Source organism: Pedobacter jeongneungensis (genome assembly GCF_000633455.1).
Lineage (GTDB): Bacteria > Bacteroidota > Bacteroidia > Sphingobacteriales > Sphingobacteriaceae > Pedobacter > Pedobacter jeongneungensis_A.
Genome location: NZ_AYMG01000001.1, coordinates 368848 through 393882, shown reverse-complemented (window position 1 = coordinate 393882; position 25035 = coordinate 368848). Strand labels below are relative to the sequence as shown.

Sequence of the window (25035 nt, the reverse complement as noted above, 5' to 3'; positions counted from 1 at the left end):
ATGAAGCGGATACTCTTACTGGCGCTGATGATGACCGGCGTTTATACCAGTGTTTCGGCACAAGAACTATATGTATTTACGGAGCCTGCAAGTAACATGCCTAAGAAATCAATTGGTGTAAGGATTACTAACGAAGGAATGTTCAACTATCCGGGTTATGTAAGCCGCACCATTCCGGAAGTGATGATTGGGTTCAACAAAAACCTGATGATGCATGCCCAGGCTTTTTTTTCGGATATGGACGGCAAATACCGGTTAGAAGGTGGAAGTTTATATGCCAAATACCGGTTTTTATCATTTGATGAAGCACATAGCCATTTCAGGGCATCGGCTTTTGGAAGGGTAAGCACCAGCAAACGACCAACATATACCCGTGATATTAACCTCGAAGGAGACAATAGCGGCGTACAGGGTGGATTAATTTTTACGCAATTGCTGCATAAACTGGCACTATCATCAACATTGGGTTATGCACATGCCTTCGAAAACAATGATAGACAAATTGCGGGAATGCCGCAGCCAAAAAACATGCTATCGTATAGCTTATCGTCGGGTTATTTGGTTTTACCGGTGGTTTATAAGGATTACAAACAGCCTAACTTTAATGTATATTTAGAGTTGTTGGGCAAAACTGATCCAAGCAGTGGTCAATCTTATTTGGATATAGCCCCCGCCCTACAGATGGTTTTAAACAGTACAACCCGTATCGATTTTGGCTATCGTTTTCAGGCTACTGGGAATATGGATAACCGCTACACCAAAAACATGTACCTGCTTCGGGCAGAATTTAACTTCTTTAACGTTTTAAAATAAAAAATAATCACATGAAAAAAATATTTGGATTAGTTGCCATCATCACGATCGCAACCACAGCATTCACTTATGCACAAAGCAAAACAGATGTAGCCTTAAATCAGGTATTAACGGCATACTACGATGTAAAAAATGCATTGGCAACCGATAAAAAAGACTTAGCCATTGAAAAAGTGAAAGTTTTATCGGCAAAAGTAAATGCTGTTAACCATAAAGATTTACCAGCCGATCAGCATAAAATATTTATGGAACAGGCTGCTATTATCAAAAGCAAAGCTGCTCAGATTGCGGGTTCGAACGACATCAAAACACAAAGAAAGGCTTTTGAAGGGATTTCTTATGCAATGATCAAAACGTTGAAAGGCCTGAAATTTAACAGTCAAACCGTTTATGTTCAACATTGCCCAATGGCGAAAGCGAGCTGGTTAAACGAAAAAGAAAACATCGAAAATCCATATTATGGAAGCATGATGTTTGATTGTGGCGACGTTTCTGAAACCATAAAATCGAACTAATGAACCTGCATATCAAAAATATGGTATGCAACCGTTGTAAAATGGTGGTTAAGGCCGAGCTGGAAAAGCTTGGCTTTAAACCGCTATTGGTTGAGCTTGGCGAGGTTACCCTGGCTGAGAATATCACTTCAGAAGATAAAGTCAGGATTTCAGATCGCCTTATCCATTTCGGATTCGAATTATTAGAAGATAAGAAAACCCAGGTAGCCGAACAGGTTAAAACGGCTATTGTTAATTTGGTACATTACACCAAAGAGCCCTTAAAAATCAATCTTTCTGCCTACCTCAGCGAGCAGTTAAAACAGGAATATACGAGTTTAAGCAGCATTTTTTCTGAGGTCGAAAATCAGACGATTGAGAAATATTTCATTGCACAGAAAATAGAAAAAGCAAAAGAAATGCTCACTTATGGCGAACTCACACTGAGCGAAATTGCCTATCAACTGAATTACAGCAGTGTAGCTCACCTATCGGCACAGTTTAAAAAAGTGACTGGCATTACGCCTTCGGTTTATAAAGCAGCTTCGGCAGATAGCAGGAAAACACTGGATGAGGTGTGATGGGAGGAAATAGTTAATGGTTAGATAGATCATGGTTGATGGCCAATGGGCCCATCGTCTATGAACTATGAACCAAAAAACCATTAACCATTTAGCTATTCATCAATTAACCAATTTAAACAGTTAACCGATTAACCCCCTTCTCCAATTTCTTATCATACGTTAAGATTGATCTGCTGATACTCAACTACCTTTGTACCAAAATAAAATCACCAGGTATGAAAAAATTATTCTTATTTCTGATCGCTACCTCAATCAGTGTGGCATCATTTGCACAAACCAGCTGGAAAATAGATCCAATGCACTCGTTTGTTAACTTTTCGGTTAAACACATGGGCATTTCTTTTGTTGATGGCTCATTCAAAAAATTCGACGGGACGGTTACCGCTTCTAAGCCAGATTTAACTGATGCTAAAATCGCCTTTACTGTTGATGTAAACAGCATCACTACTGGTGTTGATATGAGAGATGGCCATTTAAAAACAGATGATTTCTTTAATGCAGAGAAATTCCCGACCATGAAATTCGAAAGTACTTCTTTCAAAAAATTAAGCGGAAACAATTATGAATTAAGTGGTAAATTAACCATCCGCGATGTAACCAAAGATGTAAAATTTGCTGTAGTTTATGGGGGCACGGCTAAAGATCAGCAAGGTAATACCAAAGCTGGTTTTGGCGCTACTACAACCATTAACCGTTTAGATTATAATATTAAATATGATCCAACCGGTGCAGGTGTTGCAAAAGATGTTGCCATTAAATTAAATCTGGAATTTGTTCAGGGAAAATAATATAGGATCATTATTTCTTCATATTGATGATCTGGTAAAAATTTAAATAAATCTGTCACATTGAGCTTGTCGAAATGCATGTAGGTGCTTCGACAGGCTCAGCATGACAAACCCGATATTATGTCTGCATTATCCCAATTCAAAAACTTTACTCAACGTTTGCCTCAAACGGATTTAATGCCAACGCTTTTTATTGGCCATGGCTCTCCAATGAACGGGATTGAAAATAATGAGTTTAGTGATAGTTGGGTAGATTTGGCCAAACATATACCTGTTCCAAAAGCAGTTTTGGTGGTATCAGCACACTGGTACACCCACGGCACGTTTGTAACTTCAATGGATTTTCCAGGTACCATCCACGATTTTGGTGGTTTTCCTCAGGCACTTTTTGATGTGCAGTATCCTGCACCCGGCGATCCGAAGCTGGCGGCAGAAATACCTGGCTTAATCCACTCTACCCCTGTTGGTTTAGACCACGATTGGGGTTTGGATCATGGCACCTGGACTGTGGTAAGGCACATGTATCCAAATGCAGATATTCCTGTTTTGCAACTGAGTATCGATTATACCAAATCACCGGCGCAACATTATGAAATTGCTAAAGAAATTTATGCGCTCCGTAAAAAAGGTGTGTTGGTTATCGGCAGTGGCAATATGGTGCATAACCTGCGTATGCTAAGCTGGGAAATGATTAACGGGGGCGGTTATGATTGGGCAATTGAAATGAACGATAAATTCAAAAATTTAATTGCAAACGGCGATTATCAACCTTTAATCAATTACCGCAACCTTGGCAGCGATGCCATGCTGGCCATCCCTACTCCGGAACATTATTTGCCACTTATTTACACCCTCGGAATGAAAAACGATAAGGAAGAGGTTTCGTTTTTTAATGATAAAGCAGTGGGCGGTTCGTTAACCATGACTTCAGTTTTGGTAGGGTAAAAACTACTGTCATGCTAAGGTACGAAGCATCTGCAACCGATGAAAACCCCCTTCTCAAAAATTAAAGATTCTTCATTGCGTTCAGAATGACAGAAAACTAAAATTCTATAAAACTTTATGATTATTCTGTAACGCTTATCGCTCATTGAAGCGGTAAATTTGTAGAAATAATTTAATCATGACACATACCTATCAACTCACAGGCATGACCTGTGGCGGTTGCGAAAATAAAGTGAAAAGTAACCTGCTTGTTTTACCAGATGTAACCTCGGTTGAGGTCTCAAAGGACACGAATACCGCTACCATTAGTATGGATAAGCATATCGGTTTAGATACCTTGCAACAAGCTCTGGGCGGTAACGACAGCAAATATCAAATTGCTGCTGCGCATCACAATGAAACGCTTGAAGAAGCAAAATCGTGGGCCGAAACCTACAAACCCATCCTATTGATATTCGGATATGTTACAGCAATATCGTTATTGGTTTCGTGGCAGAACAATGCGATCAATTTTATGGCGTTTATGCGCATTTTTATGGCGGGTTTCTTCCTAACCTTTTCTTTCTTTAAAATGCTCAACTTAAAAGCCTTTGCCGAAAGTTATGCCATGTACGATATCGTGGCTAAAAAATTTAGCGCATGGGGTTATATCTATGCTTTTATCGAATTAGGTTTAGGCTTATCCTTTGCATTAAACCTATCGCCTGTTATTGTGAATTGGGTCACCCTCATTGTAATGACCATCAGTATCCTTGGTGTTTTGGAAAGCGTTTTAAACAAAAAGAAAATTCAATGTGCTTGCCTGGGGGCGGTGTTTAACTTACCCATGAGTACCGTAACCATTGTTGAAGATGCGATTATGATTGCCATGAGCGCAGCCATGTTGATTTTGATGTAGTTAAATTTTAGTCAAAAGCCCATCAGGTGGAAAAGCTGGGATTTCTGAATCTTTGAAATCTTTAATATTTCTGGTAACAATGTAATCCAGCTTTTCTATCTTATAAGCACAAAGTATTTGCAAGGCATCTTCGAAGTCTTTATGTTTAGATTTTAATCCTTTTTTAATAATATCCTGATCTATTGCAATAACTTTAATATATTCAAGTACATTATAAATAACCTCCCTTAAAGTCCGTTCCTCAAGATATTTTTTTAATAAATAATGCGTTGTCGCTATTGAATGCGAAGAGGTATACAATTGAACCTCTTTACGTTCCGCTTTTTCGAAAAGTTCTATAGCAAATTTGCTGAAAGGTCTTCTATCTGCGATTAAATCAACAATAATATTCGTATCAACAAAAATCCTTTTCATAGATGCTTATTTTCAAAATAATCATGAAGTTCAGCAGCATCATCAAAATCATCTGGGAGTTTCACCGCTCCCACAATACTTCTTAACTTTGACGAAACAGTAGTTACCTCATTAAGCGTAATGGTTTCTAAATACTTTTCAACCAATTCAGATAAGCTACGCCCAGTTTGCTTTGCATAAGATTTTGCTTTTTCAATGGTCGATTTCTGTACAGTCAATGTTAACTTAGTTGTCATAACACGTGTGATTTATTCAAATATACGTATAACAGTTTAAACCAACAAGAAGCAACTTTGTTATAGATCCTATTTATATAAAAATTAGATTATTGCCGCTTATACCTAAATTCCGACTTTCGGCTTTTTTCATTAAGCTCGCCTTCAATCCAGGCGAGCATTTCATTTTTACCCAGGTTCTGGTAAACTATTCTCTGTGGGAAATCGTGTGCCGCATTTTCGAAAATATAAACCTGATCTTTTATGGAAATAAGCTTAAAACATACTTCTTTCCCCTCATTCTGATTGGCAACAGTTGAACAATAGAAAACATCTTTTCCTATTTTTCTGATCTGTAATGTTTCAGTTAGAACGCTATCTCCTTTTGTATTGATGCGATAACTCTTGCCTTTCAGTATTTTATCGGCACCATGGCTCCATTGTTCCACAATTTTACCTTTGGGCGTTTGCATTTCCCATGAGCCTAACACAAAAGAAAAGGTTTTTAATGAATCTTTTTGCGCTTTAACATTGCTGTACGAACCAACAAGAAATAAAATCAAGAAGTATAAATAGATTCTTTTCATTTTGTTCTGGTATTGGTAATGTGTGCCAGGTGATGTTTTCCGTGCCAGGCATACATGCCCAGCATATTTGCTAAAGTGAGTTCTTTATTGTGTGCCGGATGAATGTATTTTCTTTGGTAATCTCCTACTTTTAATGTTTTTAAAAAAACAACCCAACGCTGATGCAAACCAGTTAACAAATCAACAGATAACTTAATATCACCATTTTTTGCTTCTTCGGTTTCTGCCCAGCGTTCCTCATAATATGGCCTGATTACCGGAATGTCTTCAGTAACGGCTTGCTTAAACCGGATATAGGCATTGATATGGCTATCCGGTATATGGTGAACAACCTGCCTTAATGTCCAGCCTCCGGGCCGATAGGTTTGGTTTAGCTCTTCATTTGTCAGATTCTCTGTAGCCGTTTTAATTTGGCCTGGTAAAGCCTCTATTTCAGAAATCCAGGTATCAATCTGTTTTTGATCGAAAATATCAGGCATAGCAAATTGACCAATTGGGTACTTAAGCTGTTCTAAATCCATGGAACCAAAATAAGGAGAATTATTGGAAAAGTTGAAATGTTGGATGTTGGAAGGTTGAAATGTTGTGACTTAACCTTCAAACATTACAACCTTTCAACATTAAAATAACCCAATTACATCAATTTCTTCAACCATTTTAACAAACCCATTTTTTTGCCATAGGGAGGATAAATCATGCTGGTTAAACCTAACTTAGACTGGAAAACAACCGCCCTCTCGTGCGAAAAGGTTTTGAAGCCAAAAACACCGTGGCAACTTCCCATTCCACTGCTGTTAACACCACCAAAAGGCAAATTAGGATTACTGATATGAACCAATACATCATTTATGCAGGTTCCGCCAGCACTGGTTTCGTTGATGATTTTATGCTGATGCTGTTTGTTATCTGAAAAGATATAAAGTGCCAAAGGTTTATTTTTGCTGTTCACTAAATCAATCGCCTCCTGCAAACTTTTAAAGGTAATAACAGGCAAAATGGGACCAAATATTTCCTCTTGCATGATGGCGCTTTTTTCGTTTACCGAAGTTAAAAGCGTGGGCATCAGGGTTAAACTTTTCTCATCTGTTTCGCCACCAAAAGTTAGTACTGCTCCATCGGCAATTGCATCTTCCTTTAATTTATTTAACCGCTTAAACTGTTTATCGTTAATGATTTTGGCATAATCTTTTTTATTAATTCCGGCACCTTCACCGAACATTTTTCCGACCGCGATTTTATAATGTTCGATAAAATCATTCCGCTTATTCTCTTCGATCAGCACATAATCCGGTGCAATACAGGTCTGCCCTGCGTTAACCAATTTGCCCCATGCGATTTTTTCAGCAGCCTTTTTAATATCACAGGTTCCATCTACAATAGCTGGCGATTTTCCACCAAGCTCCAAAGTAACCGAGGTCAGGTTTTTCGCTGCTGCTTCCATCACCACTTTACCAATTGTAGTACTTCCGGTAAAAAAGATATGGTCGAACGGGAGCTTTAATAGTTCGGTAGAAACATCGGCATCACCTTCAAAACAGGCAATTTCTTTCGGATCAAAGGTAGACGCAATTAATTTACTAATTAGTCCAGCTGTTGCTCCGCTTAATTCGGACGGTTTAAGGATCACACAATTCCCTGCCGCTATTGCCGAAACCAATGGACTCATCATCAATTGTAATGGGTAATTCCATGGGGCAATAATCAAACAAACACCCTTGGGTTCATAATAAATTTTATTACCCGCAAAAAAATTACTCATGGTTTTGCCTGCCGACTTGGGTCTCATCCACCCTTTCAACTTTTTGATGGCAAAATCGATTTCAGCGTAGGTAAAATACAGTTCAGTTACCGCACTTTCAAAACGGTTTTTACGCAGATCCTTTTCTAAAGCGGCAAATATTTCCTCTTCGGCCTTTTCTAAAGCCTGCTTAAGTAATTTTAGCTTTCCGATACGGGTTTTAGCATCTGTTCCGCGTAAATCGAATTTATATTTTTGCTGTAAATCGAAAACCGACTTTATCTGTTGTTCCATAATTACCTAATTACTTGCTTTTACACTAATCGATTTTCCTGAAATTACGAGTTAAATTTAGTTAAAATGCGACCTTTTCATTAAAAATTCATTCATTTAAAGCATATTGCAGCAAATTTTAATAATAAAAGATGAAAAGATTGTTTTTTGTTTTCGCATTCATAATTCCCCTGGTTATCCATGCTCAAACCATAAAAACAGATGTACTGGTTATCGGTAACGGCGATGCTGCTTATGCCGCATCTTTTCAGTCTTTTAAATCGGGCGTAAAAACCATCCTGCTTACCCAAAAAGAACAGTTGGATTTAAATAAAATTGCTCAAACTAAAAGGGTACGAATGCCTTTTTACCAAAGTTTTTTAAAGCGGGAAACTGAAAATGCGAAAAGCTTAGAAACCCCAAAACCAAAACCGGATAAAAAAAACCGGGCGAAAGTAATTGTGGTAGATAGCACGCTACTTTTAAACGTCATCAATAATACTGCTTACACAGAAATTAAACGCTCTGGCAGTGGTTGGGAAGCGAAATTGACCAAAGATAAAAGCATTAAAGCCAAAATTCTTGTGCTGGCCGATAACCCTGAAAAATTGCTTGCTGAATTAAAAATCTCTGCTTTAAATCCAGCATCTTCAAGTCCGTTAAACTATAACGAAAATACTTACCGGACAACGGTATCCAGGATTTCTTCAGGAGCCAGCTTTTTATCATTATACAGCTTATTGATCCCAGATCAGGAAAACCTCCTTTATATCTCTAAAGATCAATTTGAAATTGGACAAGCAGCTGGGGCAACCGCAGCTTATGCCGCATTTTTTAACACCAAAACCAGTTTGTCAAATTTAAAAAGAATCCAGGGTGAGTTATTGGCCTACAAACATGCATTAATGCCCTTTGAGGATGTTAAAATAACGGACTCCAACTGGTTAGCGATTCAAAAAGTGGGTATCACAGGGATTATTAAAGCAGAAATCACGCAGGGTAAAGCATATTTCGTGCCTGAAAAAGAAGTTACTTATAAAGAAATTAAAGAACCGATCAAAGCATATTATTACAAAGCGCAGATCTGGTTCGATGATCATCAGAATATTCCTATTAACCTGGAAAATACGATTTCTATGGTTTGTTATGTGGGTAATAAATCAATTGAAGCCACAAAAGATGAACTGCAGAAAAAATGGAATAAAAGTTATAGGTTTAGCAGTAATTACGATCTTAAAAAATTATTGACCAGGCGTGAGTTTGCAGTCATCATAAACGAGTATTTAAAGCCTTTCGATGTGGTGAACGTAGATAAAACCGGCAGGGTGATCCGCTAACCTCACCCTATCAAAGTTAGTTTTTCTACTTCTGTCCATCATTTCCCTCTCCTTGAGGAGAGGGACTGCAGGGCTTTCACGTAACACCTCACACCCCTAATAGGGTGAGGTTGTAACATTTCCATTTCCTTTTAAAATTAGGTAGCACTTTACCTAAATTGCATCCAAACCTAAAATTCATGAAGAAATATTTACTTTTCCTTTTGCTTTGCACAGGCGAATATGCTTTTGCGCAAGAATTGGCCCCTTTAACTGTCGAAAAAATTATGCGCGATCCAAAATGGATGGGTACTTCGCCAACTAATTTCCGCTGGACGGCAGATAGCAAAACCCTATATTTTAACTGGAACCCTGAAAATAAAGCCAAAGAAGAATTATTCAAAGTTTCGGCAACTTCTTCTAAACCTGTTAAAGCAGCAGAAAAGGAAGATGAAAAACTTTTAAGTTTAAATTACACCTACAATGCCGATCGCTCCCTTGGTTTAGTAGAAAAAAGCGGAGATATTTATTTACAGAACTTCAAAACGAATAAGGAAACGCGCTTAACCAGTACACAGGAAAGGGAAAGCAGTCCGGTTTTTTTAACCAATGGTAATGTTGTTTACCAATTGGGCGATAATCTTTTCGTGGTTGATTTAAAATCAGCAGAAACCAAACAGCTTACCAATTTTGTTAAAGGTAAAAAAGCTGGAAGAGCAGAAAGCAAACCGGCTACCGAACAGGATAAATGGTTAAAAGCACAACAAACCGAACTCTTCGATATTATTAAAAAACGAAACGCCGAGGCCAAAAACGGTTCACGCGGGGGAAGAGGCCGCTTTGGGAGTACCGCTGCAGATACAAAACCGTTAAAAGAATTATATACTGAAGATAAGTTTTTGAATGGCGTAATCATTAGCCCGGACGGGCACTTTATTACCTACAAACTCACTACGCCTGCGCAGAATAACCATAATACCTTTGTTCCAAACTATATTACTTCATCAGGTTATACCGAAGATATCCCTGGCAGAACCAAGGTTGGAGAAAACGAAAATACCTCGCAGGGTTTTATTTATGATACGCAACGCGATACCGTTTACGCGATCCAGACTTCGACTATTACGGGTATAAAAGATCTGCCTGATTACCTTAAAGATTATCCAAAAGAACTGGACACGTTAAAAAAGAAAAATGCCGACAGGCCTGTAAATTTATTTGGTCCGCTTTGGAATGATAATGGAAGTTCTGCAATTGTTGTGGCTACTTCTACCGATAATAAAGACCGCTGGATTTTAAAACTAGATGCTTTAACGGGTAAATTTACTTTGATCGACCGCCAGCGCGATGAAGCATGGATCGGCGGTCCCGGCATTAGCGGTTTTTACCAGGGCAACACAGGCTGGATCGATAATAACCGCTTTTATTATCAAAGCGAAGCTACCGGATATTCGCACCTTTATGTGGTAAATTTTGCTACAGGTGATAAAAAACAACTCACTGCCGGCAAATGGGAAGTTCAATCAGTACAGCTCTCAAAAGATAGAAATACGTTTTATATCAAAGCGAATAAGGAACATCCCGGGATTACCAATTTCTTTAAAATTGGGGTAAATGGCGGTGAACTCGTTCAAATTACCACCATGAAAGGTTTGAATGACATTACCCTGTCTCCTGATGAGAAATACCTTGCCATTAATTATTCTTATCTGGATAAACCGGGGGAATTATATCTCCAGCCAAATAAAGCCGGAGCTAAAGCCATAAAGGTTACGCAATCTACTTCTGCCGAATTTAATTCTTACAAATGGCGTCAACCGGATATGGTTACTTTTAAAAACCGTTATGGTGCTGATGTTTATGCAAGAGTTTATAAATCAGAAAATCCACATCCAAACCACCCTGCGGTAGTTTTTGTGCATGGTGCAGGTTATTTACAGAATGTACACTTCGGCTGGAGTACCTACTTCCGCGAATTTATGTTCAATAATTTACTGGCCGACAATGGTTACACAGTAATCGATATCGATTATACCGGGAGTTCTGGTTATGGCCGCGATCACCGTACAGGTATTTATCGCCACATGGGTGGAAAAGATTTAACCGACCAGGCCGATGGTGTTAAGTTTTTGGTAGAGAAATATGGCGTTAATCCGCAGCACGTTGGTTTATACGGCGGCTCTTATGGTGGTTTTATTACGCTGATGGCCATGTTCAACGAGTCGGATGTTTTTGCCAGCGGCGCTGCTTTGCGTTCGGTTACCGATTGGGCACATTATAACCATGGCTATACCTCAAATATTTTAAACGAACCTTATAACGACCCGATTGCCTATAAAAGAAGTTCGCCTATTTATTTCGCCGACAAATTAAAAGGTAACCTTTTAATGGCACATGGCATGGTGGATGTAAATGTGCATTTTCAGGATATTGTGCGCATTACACAGCGTTTTATAGAGCTGGGCAAAAATAATTGGGAACTTGCGGTTTACCCGGTAGAAGACCATGGTTTTATTGAGCCAAGCAGCTGGACCGATGAGTATAAAAGGATATTTAAACTGTATGAGAATACGTTGAAAAAGTAACCTAATCTCTTTCTGATTTTAGCAAAAACGGGTTAATTTGCCGCAACCCTGAATGTACCGTCATACTGAGGCACGAAGCATCTGCAGCCTATGAAACAGATGCTTCGTGCCTCAGCACGACAGCAAAGAACTGAAATAGAACTCCGCTATACTTCATATAAACAATATAGTTTTCATCTATATCGTTATCAATAAATACAATTAACAATTGGTGGCTCGGGGTTGATTGACTCCTCTTTTAGCATTACCTTTGTGCCAACAAAATTAAAGACAAAAAATTATGGCAATAGTAGGTAAAAAATTCCCGAGTGTTAGTATTGATGCAATGTCAGACATGGGTGATGACTTGAAAATCAACGTATTTGAAGAAGCTGTAAACAAAAATAGCAAAGTGTTATTATTCTGGTATCCAAAAGATTTTACTTTCGTTTGCCCTACAGAATTGCACGCTTTCCAAGCGGCTTTACCTGAGTTTGAAAAAAGAAATACAATTGTAATCGGTGCATCTTGCGATACCAACGAAGTTCACTTCGCATGGTTAAATACGCCAAAAGATAACGGCGGTATTGAAGGTGTTACTTACCCAATTTTAGCTGATACCCACAGACAATTATCTGGTATCCTTGATATTTTAGATCAGGAAGTTAACTACGATGAAGAAGGAAACGAATCTTTTTCAGGTTCAAATGTTTCTTTCAGAGCTACTTACCTAATCGACGAAACTGGTAAAGTTTTCCACGAAAGCGTTAACGATATGCCATTAGGTAGAAACGTTAAAGAATATTTACGTTTAATTGATGCTTATGCTCACGTTCAAAAACATGGCGAAGTTTGTCCTGCAAACTGGGAAGAAGGAAAAGAAGCAATGAACGCAAACAGAACTGGCGTAGCTGAATATTTAGCCGCTAACTAATTAAACAAAACGTTATGTTTTTAGAATTAACAGAAGATAATCTTCAACAATATTTAGCCGATAACTCAAAGGTGATGGTTCAGTATGCTGCATCATGGTGCGGAAATTGCAGAATCATGAAACCTAAGTTTAAAAAACTGGCTTCAGAAAATGAAGATGTGGCTTTCTTGATTGTTGATGCCGAAAAACTTCCAAACTCACGCAAATTTGCTAATGTTGATAATTTACCAACTTTTGCAGCTTTTGAAGGCGGTAGCTTGGTAGATCAGGTGCAAACCAACAAAGCAGAAGGTTTAATTGAACTATTTAACAAGATAAAGTAATGAAGATTCCGGTTATAAGACAGTTATTTCAAAACACCACTCCGGCACAACTGGAGACCACTTTGGAGGTTTTAGAGGCTTTCTGCGAGTTTAGAGGCGTTAGTGAGCACGAGGTTGATGTTGCAGGCGAAATGATTACCAATATCTGTGGTGCGTTAGAAGTACACCAGATGGTAAGCGAAGGTGCTGCCGAAAAAGATGCACTAAATGCTTTCGGCCAAAAAGTGATGGGTTCGATTGATCGATAATCGTTTTAAACTTTAATTTCGCTTTTTCGAAATATAAAATCCCCTGAAGATTTACATCTGCAGGGGATTTTTTTTTCGTCATTGCGAGGAGGAACGACGAAGCAATCTTTTATGCTATTATCAATTCTTGTTTTTTTGGAAAGCAAGGTTCCGTTTTCCATCGGTTGCTACAGCCCTGCTTTCCCTCCTGCCGATAGAAAACCTGTGAAACAAGCAAACATGCCATAAGTAAATAAAAACAGATGCTTAAATCGGCATCCGTCCAATCAGGTTTAGATGGCTGGGTTTTGTAATTCTGAACGAACTAAAACCCAATGAAATGAGCATAAGTGTGATTATTAAAATATTTTGATTCCGAAAGCTTAGAAATTTCTTAAGAGTTTAACTTCAACATGTGCTACTATACATGCAGATTCTTTCAGTCTATAATAGCAGATCCAAATAGTAAGGTCGTCATTTCGACTGAAGCACAGCGAAATGGAGAAATCTTTGAACTATGGTTAAAAGATTTCTCCACTACGGTCGAAATGACGACCGTTTGTGAGAACAGGGGAATTAAAAAAGGTCTATGGGGACACAGGACTTGGTACTTAACTTTACATTAAAGAAAATAATTGCCAAAAAGCTAAAGTAAAGCTTAAACAAAATCCAACTGTAGACACGGTTTGAAGTTTATTTCCTTTTCTTGTTTGAACAAAGAATATTCCTGAAATAACTAGGATGGCAATGGCAATACCCGTTAATAACAACGTATTCTGCAAGAAAGCAGGAAACGCCGCTAAGTAATTATTTTTCGCGATTTCAAAGGAGCTATTGCTATCTGAAACACGAAACCACCAAATCATATCTACTATAAAAATGGCCAGTAATAGTGTGGCTATAATAAATTTTGTTTTCAATTTCATTTTTATTACTTCATATCAATTTTAAATATAACTAATAATCAGCACAATATAAAAAACCGAATGCCTATGCAATTATGCCGGAGATTCTTCACTGCGTTCAGAATGACAAATTGGACGTAAAAAAGGTTTGTGGGGACACAGACCTTGGATATGTTTTTTTTAACCCTCGCAGGTTTCGGAAACCTGCGAGGGTTGGCAGAAAGCACTAAGCTAAATTCCTACCGGCATTTACAATACCAAAAACTGTTCTTACCGCAAGCTTTTCTAAAGCATGCTGGTCTTTCTCGTTCTGATCGTGCTGCAATTTCTCTAAAGCAAAATGCTGAATCAATACGAGTGGTAGAATAATTCTCTCACGCGTAGCGATCGATTTTTTATCTACAGGATAATTAGCCATTAGAGTTGGCTGTCCTGAGAGTTTTAAAAGCATCTCTTTGGTTAATTTAAACTCTTCATATAATTGAGTCCAAAAGGCGCCAAACTCTTTGTCGTTGGCTAAATGGGCCGTAATTACAAAGTCCGATTTGCTCATGCTCATCATACAGTTATCTACAATGGTTTTCAGGTAATCAGAATCCTGATAAACCTTAACCACTTTATCCCAATTACCTGCCTTTTCCTGAGTGCTCAAGGCCGTTCCCATCCCATAAAAACCGGGAACATTTTGTTTCAGCATACTCCAGGCCGTTACAAAACTAATGGCCCTCAAATCTTCGAGTTTCATTTCGCCGCCGCCATTTCTTTTCACCGGGCGACTGCTGATATTGGCCTGCGACAACAGTTTTAAAGGAGATAATTTCTCTAAATAACTTACAAATAATGGGTGCTCACGCAAATCCACAAAAGCTTTATAACTTTCTTCTGCCATTTCATCAAGCAGGGCTTTATTTTCAGGATCTAAAAGAATATTATGTTTTTCTTTTAGTCCGGAGGTTAGGCCGGCGTTGATTAATTGCTCAATATTAAATTCAGCACTTTCTACTGAACCATATTGAGAACTAATGGTCTGCCCTTGGACGGTTAGCTGCATGTTTTTATTCGCAATTTCCTTACCCATCGAAGCATAGAAACGGTGTGTTTTACCACCACCACGCGCAGGGGGTCCGCCACGGCCATCGAAAAATGCCAGTTGGATGTTGTGTTTTGCAGAAATAGCGGATAATGACGTTTTACCATTAAAGATAGACCAGTTAGCCATCAAATAGCCACCATCTTTAGTGCTATCAGAATAACCAAGCATAATATCCTGCTTATTGCCACGGCTCGCCAAATGTGCTTTATAAAATGGATTGCTGTACAAGGTATCCATAATGGCAGCAGCGCCTTTTAAATCGTTTACGGTTTCAAAAAGCGGCACAAAATCAATCGTCAATGATTCTTTGCTCCAACCATTCCAAAGGAAAAGTTCGATCAACTGTAAAATATCGCTGGCCTGCTGGCAATTGCTGATAATAAAACGGTGGCAGGCTTTTTCGCCGTTACGTTTCTGAATTCCTTTAATTTCTTTAATTACCTCAATGGTATCCTCAATTAAGGCATCAGGCTCGCTTGCGTAAACAATGGTTGCCTCTTTAAACGAAATCAGGTTTAGTTTTTCAGCTTCTGATAATTTATCGTAATCAACAGGATATAATGAAGAGATCGGTTTATTTTCGCGGCAGTAAGCATGTACGCTTCTCAGCACGCGGCTATCCTGACGGATATCCAAAGAAGCAAAATAGTTACCGTATAGATCTATCTTGCGGATCAGGTCGTTAACCAGGTCAACAAATAAACCTTCGTGTTCTGCCAACAGGGTTTCTTTAATTTTATTCAGGTTGTCCCTTAATTCATCAGAAATATCATGAAGCTCGCAGGTTTGATCGAAGGCATTTTGATAAAGCACATCATGCAGTTTTGCAATATTTTCTTCAACACCTCTAAAGGTAATTCGACGTTTAATTACCCTGAAATCACGGTAGTAACAGCGGAAAAGAATCTGTCGCAACATTTTAGAAACTTCTAAAGTGGTATCCGCATGAATGTTCGGATTTCCGTCCCTATCACCCCCCGGCCAGAAACCGAGCTCTAAAATTTTCTTGGTTTCGAGGTTATACTCATCCAGATTCTGATCTATTTCTTCCTGAATGTTTGCCGCAGCAAAATAAAAAGTATTTTCGAGGAACCAGGCCAGGTTTAAAGCTTCATCAACAGGTGTTGGCGATTTTTTATTAAAAAACGGCGTTTTACCTAACTGCTGTAAAAGGGAATTCATCGAGGTGATGTCGTTATCCCTGATCGCTTTGGTTAAATCGGTAATAATGGCCAAAACACTGCCCGGATAAAACTGGGTGGGGTGCGCGGTTAAAACCAAACGCAGCGAAAGCTCGTCAATCAGTTTTTCAATTTTGGCCAGTACAGGTTTGTTATCGGCATTCTTCTTTAAAATAAACGCCAGTGTACTCTGCTCATCAGTGGTATTTAGCTTCGTAAAAGAAGCATCTTCAACCGCATCGAAAAGCACCACCTGACGCTCGATATATTGTATAAAACGGAAAAGAAGGTCAACAATATCCTTGCGCTCGGTATAGCTGGTGTACTTGGCAAAAAATTCTTCAATAATCTGTGCAGGTTTCTCTCCGTTTGCAATACCTTCTTCACAGCTTTTAAAGAAAAGGGGAAGCAGTGTTCCGGTATCTTTAATTTTGTAAAAAGGCAAGGTGAGAAATAAACTGTTAAAGAGTTCGAATTTTGAGATTACCTCATTATTAAAAATAGATTCACGTTGCGTTGTTAAACGAAGTTTGGGCATAGCTTAGGCAATAGTTTTGTATACCGTAATACTACAAAAAATGCATAAGGTATTAAAATTCTAAGGCTTACAATTTGGAAAATTGTAGAATAAATTTTAATTTTAGAATCTTATTTGGCCACTATGTGGTTAAGTAAGAACATTTGCAATGTTTAAGGGCATTGCATTGATTGTTAATTTTTTGGGTTAAAACAGCCGATGTAATAAAATACACCGGCTGTTTTTGTTTTTTGCCATTATTTATGGCATTTCTTTGCAAATTTTAATGCACATCGGCAGGAATGTTTGCATTTTTCTTAAACTTTTGAAGATAGAGTAATGGGATCGAGAATAACATGATCAACCCGGCTACCCAATACGCATCGTCGTAAGTGAGCAACATGGTCTGTCTGGTTACAATTCCTTCCATTGCTTTTGCCGCCATAATTTTGGCGTCGAACAAAGTTTGTCCTTTCGCCATAAAGCCTTTAATCAAAATATTAAAACGCTCTACAAATGGCTGGTTATAATCATTCACATTCGACAACAAAACGCTTCTGTGGAAACCTGAACGGATATGTATCAAAGTGGTTAAAGCGGCAATACCGAATGAACCGCCCAACTGACGCATCATGTTGTTTAAACCAGAACCCTGACCAATTTCCGGTCCTTTAAGGTCCTGGATAGCCAGTGTAGTTAAAGGCACAAACAATAAGGCCATACCCACACCCCTGATAACCAAAGGCCAGAAGAAATCGCCGGTTCCTGACTGAAGCGTCGAATTGCTCAACATCCAACAGAAAACAAAGAAGGCAAACATCCCGAAAGTGGCCATAATCTGCGCAGGAACACCTTTTTTAAGCATAATACCGATAAAAGGCATCATTACAATGGTACATAAACCACCTGGGAACAAGATTTCTCCTGTTTGCAATGGCGAAAATCCTAACAGATTCTGACAGAATACCGGAAATACGAATACCGAACCGTATAAACCGAAACCTAAAATAAAGGAGGTAAACATACCTACAGAAAAACTTCTGTGCCTCATAATTTTAAAATTCACAATCGGGTGGTCGGTGGTCATCTCCCGCCAGATAAACAACAGCAAGCCAAATACCGAAGCAACGGCCAATGCAGTGATATATGGTGTAGAGAACCAATCTTCGCTTTCTCCTTTTTCTAACAATGTTTGTAAACTACCTACTGCAATAGCCAATAACGCGATACCCCACCAATCGACAGGTTGACCCTGCCCTTCTTTAGGGGTTGCCCGAACAAAGGTATACGTACAGTAGGCCGCGAGTATTCCGACGGGAATATTCACATAAAAGATCCAAGGCCAGGAACTGATTTCCAGGATATATCCACCAATGGTTGGTCCTACTGTTGGTCCAACTACCGCGCCTAAACCAAAAAGGGCTGTTGCGATACCCACATCTTCACGTGGCCAGGTTTCGATAAGGATAGCTTGCGCCGTTGATATTAAACCACCACCGGCCAATCCCTGAATAATCCTGAATAAAATAAGCTCATTTAATGAAGTGGCGTTTCCGCATAAAAAGGAAACGAGTGTAAAAACGATGATGGAGGTAAGAAAATAATTTTTCCTGCCAAACCGGTTACCCAACCAGCCCGACATTGGCAATACGATAACGTTTGCTACCGCATAGCCTGTAGAAAGCCAGGCCACATCCTCCAGGGTGGCGCCCAGGTTTCCCTGTATCTGTGGAATTGCCACGTTTACGATAGTTGTATCAATCAGCTCCAACAAAGAAGCTGTGATTACCGTAAATGTAATAATCCACTTTTTTAAACCTACTTCGGCCATTTTTAATATTATTTAGTAGATACTGAAGCTTTAACGCTCATTCCTGGACGTAATTTAGCCAACAGTTCTTTTGATGGATGGATTTTGATTTTTACCGGAACACGTTGAACAACCTTAACGAAGTTACCAGTAGCATTATCAGGAGGCAATAAAGATCCTTTTGCACCAGTAATCGGAGAGAAATTATATACTTCACCTTCAATTTTTTCGTCTGGATAAGCATCAACTTCGATTTCTACTTTAGAACCTTCTTTAATTTTTTCCAATTGGGTTTCTTTAAAGTTTGCGGTTACATAAATACTTCCGTCGTTCACTACAGAGAATAAAGACTGACCAGCCTGAACCAATTGTCCTTTTTGAACATTCTTTTTAGAAACAATACCAGTTGCCGGCGCTTTGATATCGGTATATGATAATTGAAGTTTAGCAAAATCGATATCACTTTGGCGTTGGCTGATTACATTGCTGCTTACTGCCAATTGCGATTGTGTCGTACCAACCTGTTTAACCGCAGCATTGTACTGATCTTGCGCTGCCTGATATGCTGCCAGAGCAGATTGTCTTGCCGCTTCTGCAGATTCTTTATTAGCCTTTGCCTGATCGAAAGCCTGTTGTGTTATTGAACCGTCTTTAACCAGGTTTTCATAACGGTTATAATCTTTCTGTGCTAAATTTACTTTTACGTTTGCAGCCGCAACATTTGATTTCGCTGCGTCAACGTTTGCTTTTGCAGTACCTGTGTTGGCTTGGGTAGCCGCAATTTGCGATTCTGCCACACCAACACCTGCGCTTGCACCTTTTTGGCCTGATTGCGCTTGTTCTAATTTCACTTTGTAATCGTTGTCATCAAGCTTCACCAAGATCTGTCCTTCAGTTACATGTGTATTTTCTTCAAAATTAATATCCTTAACATAACCACCAACGCGGGCAACAACAGGACTGATATCGCCATCAATCTGAGCATCATCCGTATCTACGTGTTTGCTATAATAACTCCATTCGGTAATCCCGAAGATTATACCGATTACTAGTAAAACACCTAAAATGATGGGTACTACTATGTTCTTTTTTTTCTTTTCAGTTGTCATTGCTGTATTTATTGCGTTATTTTTCCTGTTGATTTTAATAGTGTATAGTAAGCCAAACCTGCGTCTGCCTTTGCTATTTCTAAGTTTATTTTTGCCTGGTATAATAAAGTTTCTGCATCAATCCGATCGGTAACAGAAGCCACATTGTTTTTATATTTAGATGCCAATAACTTATCGTTCTCTGTTGCCTGTGCAATTGAAGTTTCCAAAACCTGGATTTTGTTCATGGCCACCTGATAACTTTGAAAGTTTTTATTGATATCAGTTTTTACCTGATCAGAAAATATATCTTTCTGAATGGTAATTTCGCTCTGCTGAATTTTTGCTTCACTTACTTTGTTTTTGTTTGTCCAAAGGTTCCCGAAATTCCACGAAACCGTTGCACCTAATGTAACTGGCATTAAGTATTGGTTTGTAGGTGGAATAAATTTGCCACTTGGGTTAATGTAGTAAAGGTTTGCACCAACACCAACGGTAGGTAAAGTATTTGCCTTAACAGTTTTGATGTTAAAATCGGCTACTTTGTTCTGTATATCAAACTGTTTCAGCTCCTGGCGGTTAGCAAATGCCTGACCGATATATTCGTTTAACGAACCTGGGGTTTTTAGGCCAAGGGTTGGATCAACAATTTTAACCTCTGTATCTTCAGGTAAGCCCAAAAGGATGTCTAAGTTGTAATTGATTACTTTGCGGTTGCTCTCGATATCCATTTGAGTTAACGTAACGTTTGCCTGTTGCAATTGGAAACGCAACACATCGTTTTTGGTTACAATGCCCTGTTCGAAGAAACGTTGTGCCTGTTTAATTTGCGCAGCAATCGACTCTAAATTCTGATCAACTACTTTTCTGCTCTGTAGAACCTTGTATAAAGAATAATAAGTATTGATTACCGCGTAAGTAATTTCTTCTTTGCTCTTATCGCCATCCAAACGTGCAACCTCGGCCAATAATTTAGTCGATTCTTTTGCATATTTTAATTTACCGCCACCATACACCAACTCCTGTACAGCTGCTGTACCTACAAAAGCATCAGCTCTTTTTGGCAGGTTAAATGATGATTCGCTACCCGGTAACGTAAAAGTAGTGGTAGGAATTTCAGCGTGGTTATACATAAAACTTGCAGTACCGGTAGGTAAAGCGTTGTCTTTAACAACCGCTAGCTGAGCCACAGCCTGATCAATTTTGTTTTGGGAGAGTTTTAAGTTTTTACTATTGGCTATGCCAAGTTCTATTGCCTGATTGATATTTAATTCCTTACTGCTCTGTGCAAATAAAGCCGCCGGAACTAATGATGCCACAAGCATTAATCTAATTGATTTGGGTATCATCTTTTTGTTGTTAAATAAACTGTTGTTAGATCTTGTAAGTGGGCAACCGCCCTGTCTTTAATAATTTTTTTATCCTTCGGATTACTCAGGTCGAAGTTGGAGCATGATATAACCTTGTGGGGGGCAATAACTATATTGGTTATGGTACCCATAATGGTAGCAATTACCATCCGTACGTCTACCTTGTTGAAGCTGCCGTCTTCTATCCCATCGGTAATAATACGATCGATAAGCTGCATGTTATGACTCATGGCATCCTTAATTTTATCATACATTTCGGGCCTTTGGGTTAAAGACAGTTCTCTGTGCATCATTTTATGAAATGCTGTGTTATTCAGAATTCTGTTTACATAACCCTCAATAACCTTATGCAATTTTTCCAATGCCGAGATCTTATCTTCATTGATGATTTTTAACTGAGAAGCAAAACCAGCAATACGCTCATTCATGATCTCTATAAAAACGCCTTCTTTCGAACCGAAATAATAATTTATCATTGCCATATTTGCTCCAGATTCTTTGGCAATCTGGCGGGTAGAAGTTCCCTCATACCCCGTTTCGCAAAACAGCTTTTCAGCTGCGTCGAGAATGGCCTGTTTTTTATCTACTTTTTCTGTTTTCATTTCTTTTTGACAGCACAAAATTAATCAATCGTTTGATTAATTTCCAAATGTTTGTATACTTCTTTTACATTATCTTGATAAAAGATGCCGATTTATTAACTTCTACCGATGAAATTTATCTCCGGCCGTGATGCAGAATTTATTTCTGCATCTTTTTACTATGATAAACCCTGTCCCGAGAAAGAAAATAAGGACAGGCCGACAACTATGGTATACATAAGGAATATTAATTATAAATTAGCCTGAATTGATAATTAATTGGATAATTGGGGTGATTGGCAAATTAAAATTTAAAATAAATATTAACTTTGCCTCCAAATAACAAAAAACATGAGTGTACAAGAAAACAGCAGCAATAATTTCAACTGGTTATATTATGCTTTAGGTTTATTCTTCGGAGTTTTAACTGGAGCAATCATTACGCAAAACTATATTTTCGCTTTATTAGGCGGTGTTTTAGGTTTGTTAACTGCAGGCTTATTTTTAAACGCTATTGTAAAAGGAAGAAAATACTAGTTTCTTTTTGCATTTGCGTCCCTAAAAGGACTATAAAATTTAATTTCAAGGCAATTGAGAACATTGTGCTTTTACCAATATTGTAAAATCATAATTGCATCATCGCTGCAGAAAACAAACTACACCTAAATGAAAAATATCTTCATTGTTGTTTTCGCTCTTATATGCTTTAGCGCAAAGGCTCAACAGGCCAGTACCGCTGAGGTAAAATTCCCTGCTGCAGACCCAAGTCCTGCAGATATTGTTTATTTCCCGCTTAATGCCCCAAAGGTTAAAGCCGGCGATCCGACCAAACCGGTTATCAAGATCATTTATTCACGTCCACAGAAAAAAGGCCGTGATATTTTTGGGGTTTTAGAGCAATATGGAACGGTTTGGCGTTTCGGTGCCAACGAAAGTACAGAAATTCATTTCTTTAAAAAGGTGAACATTGGTGGCAAAAAAATTAAAGCAGGTACTTACAGCTTATTTGCCATCCCGAACAAAGATACCTGGACCATTATTGTAAATGGCGAAACCGATAAATGGGGTGCTTTTACGTATAATCAATCAAAAGATATGGTGCGCGTAAATGTTCCGGTTAAAACATTGGTTAAACCGATAGAATATTTCTCGTTAACCTTTACACCCGCTACGGAAGGTGCGAACCTGATTATAGGCTGGGACAGAACGCAGGTAGAATTACCGATCAGTTTTTAAGAATAGAAATAAAGAAAACAAGAAAATCCCGGTTTATGGCCGGGATTTTCTTGTTTAACGTGAATTTGAAACCAGTTTTCTGGCTTCACTTTCACTGGAAATAAATACTTTATACACCTGGCTGATTTTCCACTCGCCATCTTTATTTTTTTCGATGATGACAAAGTTTTGCTGTGCACCATCAAATAGTTCGTAATTAATATCTATCCGGGCAATTACCAGGGCGTCGCTTTCTGAAACAATAGTAGAACTGATATTGCAATCGCGTTGTACCACACCCTCGTTTTTTTTCATCTCACTCAATACCTCACTTGCTTTATGTTTAATTACCCTTACATCTCTATTTGAGGTAAAAACAGCATCCTCGCTTAAAACAGCTTTCAGCTTCTTGTAATCAGAATTCATATAGCTGTCCATATAATAATTGATCACTGATTTATGGCTTGCGGTTGGCTTTTCGGTAGCCAAAACATGATTGGTGATTGTAATACCTAGTAATAAAATCACTAAAGCTTTTAGTTTCATAACTATTGGTGTTTTTTTCTTAAAGTTCGGTCAGATTACAGCAAAATAATATGCCGATAACACCTTAATGATGAGGTAACTAAAATGTGATGTAAAACAAAAAAGCCCCGCTCAAAATAAATTGAGGGGGCCTGGATTTATTAATTTTTCATGGTATTAATAGCCTGGGTTTTGTTGTGGTTTTAATACCGGATTGGCATCTAATTCTGATTGAGGAATTGGCGAAACCAATCTGTTATCACCAGATGGGAAGTTTACAATTTTCCAGTGTACGGTAGAACCTGTTCTGTTAACGCCTTTTTTGGTACGCAATAAATCAAAAAATTTATGCCCTTCGCCATATAATTCTTTGTTACGCTCTAACAGGATTTCTTCTATCAGTGCATCGCCGGTGTTTGATGAAACAGCGGTTGCTACTCCTGCCCTTTGCTGTACTGCTAAAAGCGCTTGTTTAGCTGCAGGCTCATTGCTAAGCCTTGCTTCTGCCTCCGCTTCGATCAGATACATCTCTGCAGAACGCATTAATACCTGGTTATTGGCCGTTGTGGTAGTAAAATCGAACTTATTAATCAGATAGCCCTCACCTCTTCTTCTGTAAGCACCGGTGCTAGGATCGGCTGTTGTGCTGCTTTTAACCAAAAACTGCTTTTTACGCTCATCGTTTGCAGCAAAAGAGTTAAAAAAGTCGTCAGTAACCCTAAAACTAGAATATCCAGAATCATAAGGGTCATAAAAAGATGATACGGCTAAGAACCCTTGATTATCATCTGTACGAACATTGATGCCATAAATCCATTCGGTGGTAGCCGTATTAAAACCGGTTAACAATGCCGCAGCAGTACTTAATGGTTTTCCTGTACGCGCCAGTTTTGCGTAACGGCTTGCCTCTGCCCAGTTGCCCATGTTTAAATATACCCTGGCCAATGTGCCTTGAATGGCAGCTTTAGTCATCCTGTAAACACTTGTTCTACCAGTAGGCAAATTTGTTTCTGCATATTTTAAATCATCAATAATAAAAGCATAAACATCTTTTACTTTATCCCTGCCTGGTGTAGGATCGTTAGGGCCAAGCGGACCTCTCACAATAGGTACACCCAATGCTTCGGGATTAACGGTATATGGCTGTGCAAACCAACGGATTAACCAAAAATAAGTGTAAGCCCTCAAAGCCCTGGCTTCAGCCAGAAACTCGGTTTTCTGTGCGTCGGTTATCGGCGCAGTAGGGATATTGGCAACAAATTGATTCGCGTTAGCAATCACTTTTCCACTGTATTCCCACCAGGCACCAACATCACCGTTGCTAGAGGTTTCGATAAACTGATATTGTGCTACAAAACGGTTATAATTTGCGGCACCACTTACAATCATTACATCATTCCCTTTTACATCGGCACTTAAAATCATATTGTTAGTGTAGCCGGAGAATGTTGTTAAATCGTAAATACCCGTCATAGCCGCCTGAATTTTAGCCAGCGATGAAAATGCCTCTTTTGAGTTGATTTGTTGGGTAGGGCTTACCTCAAGAAATTCCTTTTTACAAGCAGTTAGATTTACCAATAACAGTAATGTACCGATGTAAATGGTGGTTTTATATATTTTTATATTTTTCATTTTTC

The 25035-nt window shown here is 38.6% G+C and carries 26 protein-coding genes; 13 read left to right on the top strand and 13 right to left on the bottom strand.

The features are described 5' to 3' along the window. From U859_RS0101710 to U859_RS0101685, 6 genes are all read left to right on the top strand, one after another. Positions 1 to 813 (top strand): hypothetical protein, encoded by an 813-nt coding sequence (locus tag U859_RS0101710; RefSeq protein WP_025141717.1) that lies wholly within the window; start codon positions 1 to 3, stop codon positions 811 to 813. A gap of 11 nt (positions 814 to 824) precedes the next feature. Continuing rightward, positions 825 to 1328 carry a DUF3347 domain-containing protein gene (locus U859_RS0101705; protein WP_025141716.1) on the top strand — a complete coding sequence of 168 codons (504 nt, stop codon included), beginning with the start codon at positions 825 to 827 and terminating at the stop codon, positions 1326 to 1328. Further along, positions 1328 to 1888 carry an AraC family transcriptional regulator gene (locus tag U859_RS0101700; protein WP_025141715.1) on the top strand — a complete coding sequence of 187 codons (561 nt, stop codon included), beginning with the start codon at positions 1328 to 1330 and terminating at the stop codon, positions 1886 to 1888. The genes U859_RS0101705 and U859_RS0101700 overlap by 1 nt, the downstream gene beginning before the upstream one ends. Before the next feature lie 218 nt (positions 1889 to 2106). After that, positions 2107 to 2679 (top strand): YceI family protein, encoded by a 573-nt coding sequence (locus U859_RS0101695; RefSeq protein WP_025141714.1) that lies wholly within the window; start codon positions 2107 to 2109, stop codon positions 2677 to 2679. A 120-nt stretch (positions 2680 to 2799) separates the two neighbouring features. Further along, a complete protein-coding gene (ygiD, locus tag U859_RS0101690) occupies positions 2800 to 3624 on the top strand; it encodes a 4,5-DOPA dioxygenase extradiol (protein WP_025141713.1) in 825 nt (274 codons plus the stop codon). 178 nt (positions 3625 to 3802) lie between these two features. Continuing rightward, a complete protein-coding gene (locus U859_RS0101685; RefSeq protein WP_025141712.1) occupies positions 3803 to 4522 on the top strand; it encodes a heavy-metal-associated domain-containing protein in 720 nt (239 codons plus the stop codon). Here the strand turns inward: U859_RS0101685 and U859_RS0101680 are convergent, their stop codons facing one another. From U859_RS0101680 to U859_RS0101660, 5 genes are all read right to left on the bottom strand, one after another. Further along, entirely contained in the window at positions 4523 to 4936 is a 414-nt protein-coding gene (locus U859_RS0101680; protein ID WP_025141711.1) for a type II toxin-antitoxin system VapC family toxin, read from the bottom strand. Continuing rightward, a complete protein-coding gene (locus U859_RS0101675; protein ID WP_025141710.1) occupies positions 4933 to 5172 on the bottom strand; it encodes a DUF6364 family protein in 240 nt (79 codons plus the stop codon). The genes U859_RS0101680 and U859_RS0101675 overlap by 4 nt, the downstream gene beginning before the upstream one ends. A gap of 89 nt (positions 5173 to 5261) precedes the next feature. After that, complete coding sequence (locus U859_RS0101670; RefSeq protein WP_025141709.1) at positions 5262 to 5738, bottom strand: DUF6265 family protein; 477 nt, start codon at positions 5736 to 5738, stop codon at positions 5262 to 5264. Then, positions 5735 to 6259, bottom strand: coding sequence for a YfiT family bacillithiol transferase (locus U859_RS0101665; protein WP_025141708.1), 525 nt, complete (start codon positions 6257 to 6259; stop codon positions 5735 to 5737). Before U859_RS0101665 ends, U859_RS0101670 begins: the two co-directional genes overlap by 4 nt. 113 nt (positions 6260 to 6372) lie before the next feature. Then, entirely contained in the window at positions 6373 to 7770 is a 1398-nt protein-coding gene (locus tag U859_RS0101660; RefSeq protein WP_025141707.1) for an aldehyde dehydrogenase family protein, read from the bottom strand. A 131-nt stretch (positions 7771 to 7901) separates the two neighbouring features. On the opposite strand from U859_RS0101660, the gene U859_RS0101655 reads away from it, so the two are divergent. The 5 genes from U859_RS0101655 to U859_RS0101635 all read left to right on the top strand — a co-directional run bounded on the left by U859_RS0101655 (position 7902) and on the right by U859_RS0101635 (position 13134). Continuing rightward, the gene (locus U859_RS0101655; protein ID WP_025141706.1) at positions 7902 to 9086 is read left to right on the top strand and encodes a hypothetical protein; all 1185 of its coding nucleotides are present in this window, start codon (positions 7902 to 7904) and stop codon (positions 9084 to 9086) included. A gap of 179 nt (positions 9087 to 9265) precedes the next feature. Next, positions 9266 to 11650, top strand: coding sequence for a S9 family peptidase (locus U859_RS0101650; RefSeq protein ID WP_025141705.1), 2385 nt, complete (start codon positions 9266 to 9268; stop codon positions 11648 to 11650). A gap of 280 nt (positions 11651 to 11930) precedes the next feature. Further along, complete coding sequence (locus tag U859_RS0101645; RefSeq protein ID WP_025141704.1) at positions 11931 to 12563, top strand: peroxiredoxin; 633 nt, start codon at positions 11931 to 11933, stop codon at positions 12561 to 12563. Positions 12564 to 12577: 14 nt separating this feature from the next. Then, the gene (locus U859_RS0101640) at positions 12578 to 12886 is read left to right on the top strand and encodes a thioredoxin family protein (RefSeq protein ID WP_025141703.1); all 309 of its coding nucleotides are present in this window, start codon (positions 12578 to 12580) and stop codon (positions 12884 to 12886) included. Further along, a complete protein-coding gene (locus U859_RS0101635; protein ID WP_010599336.1) occupies positions 12886 to 13134 on the top strand; it encodes a DUF6952 family protein in 249 nt (82 codons plus the stop codon). Before U859_RS0101640 ends, U859_RS0101635 begins: the two co-directional genes overlap by 1 nt. Before the next feature lie 596 nt (positions 13135 to 13730). Here U859_RS0101635 and U859_RS0101630 read toward each other — a convergent pair. The 6 genes from U859_RS0101630 to U859_RS0101605 all read right to left on the bottom strand — a co-directional run bounded on the left by U859_RS0101630 (position 13731) and on the right by U859_RS0101605 (position 21679). Then, positions 13731 to 14039 carry a hypothetical protein gene (locus tag U859_RS0101630; protein ID WP_025141702.1) on the bottom strand — a complete coding sequence of 103 codons (309 nt, stop codon included), beginning with the start codon at positions 14037 to 14039 and terminating at the stop codon, positions 13731 to 13733. Between the two features lie 205 nt (positions 14040 to 14244). Beyond that, the gene (locus U859_RS0101625; RefSeq protein WP_025141701.1) at positions 14245 to 16830 is read right to left on the bottom strand and encodes a phosphoenolpyruvate carboxylase; all 2586 of its coding nucleotides are present in this window, start codon (positions 16828 to 16830) and stop codon (positions 14245 to 14247) included. 262 nt (positions 16831 to 17092) lie between these two features. Beyond that, positions 17093 to 18640, bottom strand: a complete 1548-nt coding sequence (locus U859_RS0101620; RefSeq protein WP_025141700.1) for a DHA2 family efflux MFS transporter permease subunit — start codon at positions 18638 to 18640, stop codon at positions 17093 to 17095. Between the two features lie 8 nt (positions 18641 to 18648). Further along, a complete protein-coding gene (locus U859_RS0101615; protein WP_025141699.1) occupies positions 18649 to 19728 on the bottom strand; it encodes an HlyD family secretion protein in 1080 nt (359 codons plus the stop codon). Positions 19729 to 19736: 8 nt separating this feature from the next. Next, positions 19737 to 21056 (bottom strand): TolC family protein, encoded by a 1320-nt coding sequence (locus tag U859_RS0101610; protein WP_025141698.1) that lies wholly within the window; start codon positions 21054 to 21056, stop codon positions 19737 to 19739. Beyond that, a complete protein-coding gene (locus tag U859_RS0101605; RefSeq protein ID WP_025141697.1) occupies positions 21053 to 21679 on the bottom strand; it encodes a TetR/AcrR family transcriptional regulator in 627 nt (208 codons plus the stop codon). The genes U859_RS0101610 and U859_RS0101605 overlap by 4 nt, the downstream gene beginning before the upstream one ends. Positions 21680 to 22009: 330 nt before the next feature. Here U859_RS0101605 and U859_RS0101595 point away from each other — a divergent pair, with 330 nt between their 5' ends. Both U859_RS0101595 and U859_RS0101590 read left to right on the top strand, forming a co-directional pair. After that, complete coding sequence (locus tag U859_RS0101595) at positions 22010 to 22195, top strand: hypothetical protein (protein ID WP_025141696.1); 186 nt, start codon at positions 22010 to 22012, stop codon at positions 22193 to 22195. 129 nt (positions 22196 to 22324) lie between these two features. After that, complete coding sequence (locus U859_RS0101590; RefSeq protein ID WP_025141695.1) at positions 22325 to 22894, top strand: DUF2911 domain-containing protein; 570 nt, start codon at positions 22325 to 22327, stop codon at positions 22892 to 22894. A 54-nt stretch (positions 22895 to 22948) separates the two neighbouring features. Here the strand turns inward: U859_RS0101590 and U859_RS0101585 are convergent, their stop codons facing one another. Beyond that, positions 22949 to 23419: a nuclear transport factor 2 family protein gene (locus U859_RS0101585; protein ID WP_025141694.1), complete on the bottom strand. Its 471-nt coding sequence runs from the start codon at positions 23417 to 23419 to the stop codon at positions 22949 to 22951. Between the two features lie 156 nt (positions 23420 to 23575). Continuing rightward, positions 23576 to 25030 carry a RagB/SusD family nutrient uptake outer membrane protein gene (locus U859_RS0101580; RefSeq protein ID WP_025141693.1) on the bottom strand — a complete coding sequence of 485 codons (1455 nt, stop codon included), beginning with the start codon at positions 25028 to 25030 and terminating at the stop codon, positions 23576 to 23578. Between the last annotated feature and the right edge of the window lie 5 nt (positions 25031 to 25035).

Excerpts from the sequence above, each read along its gene's own strand:
- U859_RS0101710 (WP_025141717.1), top strand. The coding sequence starts at position 1 with ATGAAGCGGATACTCTTACTGGCGCTGATGATGACCGGCGTTTATACC.
- U859_RS0101705 (WP_025141716.1), top strand. The coding sequence starts at position 825 with ATGAAAAAAATATTTGGATTAGTTGCCATCATCACGATCGCAACCACA.
- U859_RS0101700 (WP_025141715.1), top strand. The coding sequence starts at position 1,328 with ATGAACCTGCATATCAAAAATATGGTATGCAACCGTTGTAAAATGGTG.
- U859_RS0101695 (WP_025141714.1), top strand. The coding sequence starts at position 2,107 with ATGAAAAAATTATTCTTATTTCTGATCGCTACCTCAATCAGTGTGGCA.
- ygiD (WP_025141713.1), top strand. The coding sequence starts at position 2,800 with ATGTCTGCATTATCCCAATTCAAAAACTTTACTCAACGTTTGCCTCAA.
- U859_RS0101685 (WP_025141712.1), top strand. The coding sequence starts at position 3,803 with ATGACACATACCTATCAACTCACAGGCATGACCTGTGGCGGTTGCGAA.
- U859_RS0101680 (WP_025141711.1), bottom strand. The coding sequence starts at position 4,936 with ATGAAAAGGATTTTTGTTGATACGAATATTATTGTTGATTTAATCGCA.
- U859_RS0101675 (WP_025141710.1), bottom strand. The coding sequence starts at position 5,172 with ATGACAACTAAGTTAACATTGACTGTACAGAAATCGACCATTGAAAAA.
- U859_RS0101670 (WP_025141709.1), bottom strand. The coding sequence starts at position 5,738 with ATGAAAAGAATCTATTTATACTTCTTGATTTTATTTCTTGTTGGTTCG.
- U859_RS0101665 (WP_025141708.1), bottom strand. The coding sequence starts at position 6,259 with ATGGATTTAGAACAGCTTAAGTACCCAATTGGTCAATTTGCTATGCCT.
- U859_RS0101660 (WP_025141707.1), bottom strand. The coding sequence starts at position 7,770 with ATGGAACAACAGATAAAGTCGGTTTTCGATTTACAGCAAAAATATAAA.
- U859_RS0101655 (WP_025141706.1), top strand. The coding sequence starts at position 7,902 with ATGAAAAGATTGTTTTTTGTTTTCGCATTCATAATTCCCCTGGTTATC.
- U859_RS0101650 (WP_025141705.1), top strand. The coding sequence starts at position 9,266 with ATGAAGAAATATTTACTTTTCCTTTTGCTTTGCACAGGCGAATATGCT.
- U859_RS0101645 (WP_025141704.1), top strand. The coding sequence starts at position 11,931 with ATGGCAATAGTAGGTAAAAAATTCCCGAGTGTTAGTATTGATGCAATG.
- U859_RS0101640 (WP_025141703.1), top strand. The coding sequence starts at position 12,578 with ATGTTTTTAGAATTAACAGAAGATAATCTTCAACAATATTTAGCCGAT.
- U859_RS0101635 (WP_010599336.1), top strand. The coding sequence starts at position 12,886 with ATGAAGATTCCGGTTATAAGACAGTTATTTCAAAACACCACTCCGGCA.
- U859_RS0101630 (WP_025141702.1), bottom strand. The coding sequence starts at position 14,039 with ATGAAATTGAAAACAAAATTTATTATAGCCACACTATTACTGGCCATT.
- U859_RS0101625 (WP_025141701.1), bottom strand. The coding sequence starts at position 16,830 with ATGCCCAAACTTCGTTTAACAACGCAACGTGAATCTATTTTTAATAAT.
- U859_RS0101620 (WP_025141700.1), bottom strand. The coding sequence starts at position 18,640 with ATGGCCGAAGTAGGTTTAAAAAAGTGGATTATTACATTTACGGTAATC.
- U859_RS0101615 (WP_025141699.1), bottom strand. The coding sequence starts at position 19,728 with ATGACAACTGAAAAGAAAAAAAAGAACATAGTAGTACCCATCATTTTA.
- U859_RS0101610 (WP_025141698.1), bottom strand. The coding sequence starts at position 21,056 with ATGATACCCAAATCAATTAGATTAATGCTTGTGGCATCATTAGTTCCG.
- U859_RS0101605 (WP_025141697.1), bottom strand. The coding sequence starts at position 21,679 with ATGAAAACAGAAAAAGTAGATAAAAAACAGGCCATTCTCGACGCAGCT.
- U859_RS0101595 (WP_025141696.1), top strand. The coding sequence starts at position 22,010 with ATGAGTGTACAAGAAAACAGCAGCAATAATTTCAACTGGTTATATTAT.
- U859_RS0101590 (WP_025141695.1), top strand. The coding sequence starts at position 22,325 with ATGAAAAATATCTTCATTGTTGTTTTCGCTCTTATATGCTTTAGCGCA.
- U859_RS0101585 (WP_025141694.1), bottom strand. The coding sequence starts at position 23,419 with ATGAAACTAAAAGCTTTAGTGATTTTATTACTAGGTATTACAATCACC.
- U859_RS0101580 (WP_025141693.1), bottom strand. The coding sequence starts at position 25,030 with ATGAAAAATATAAAAATATATAAAACCACCATTTACATCGGTACATTA.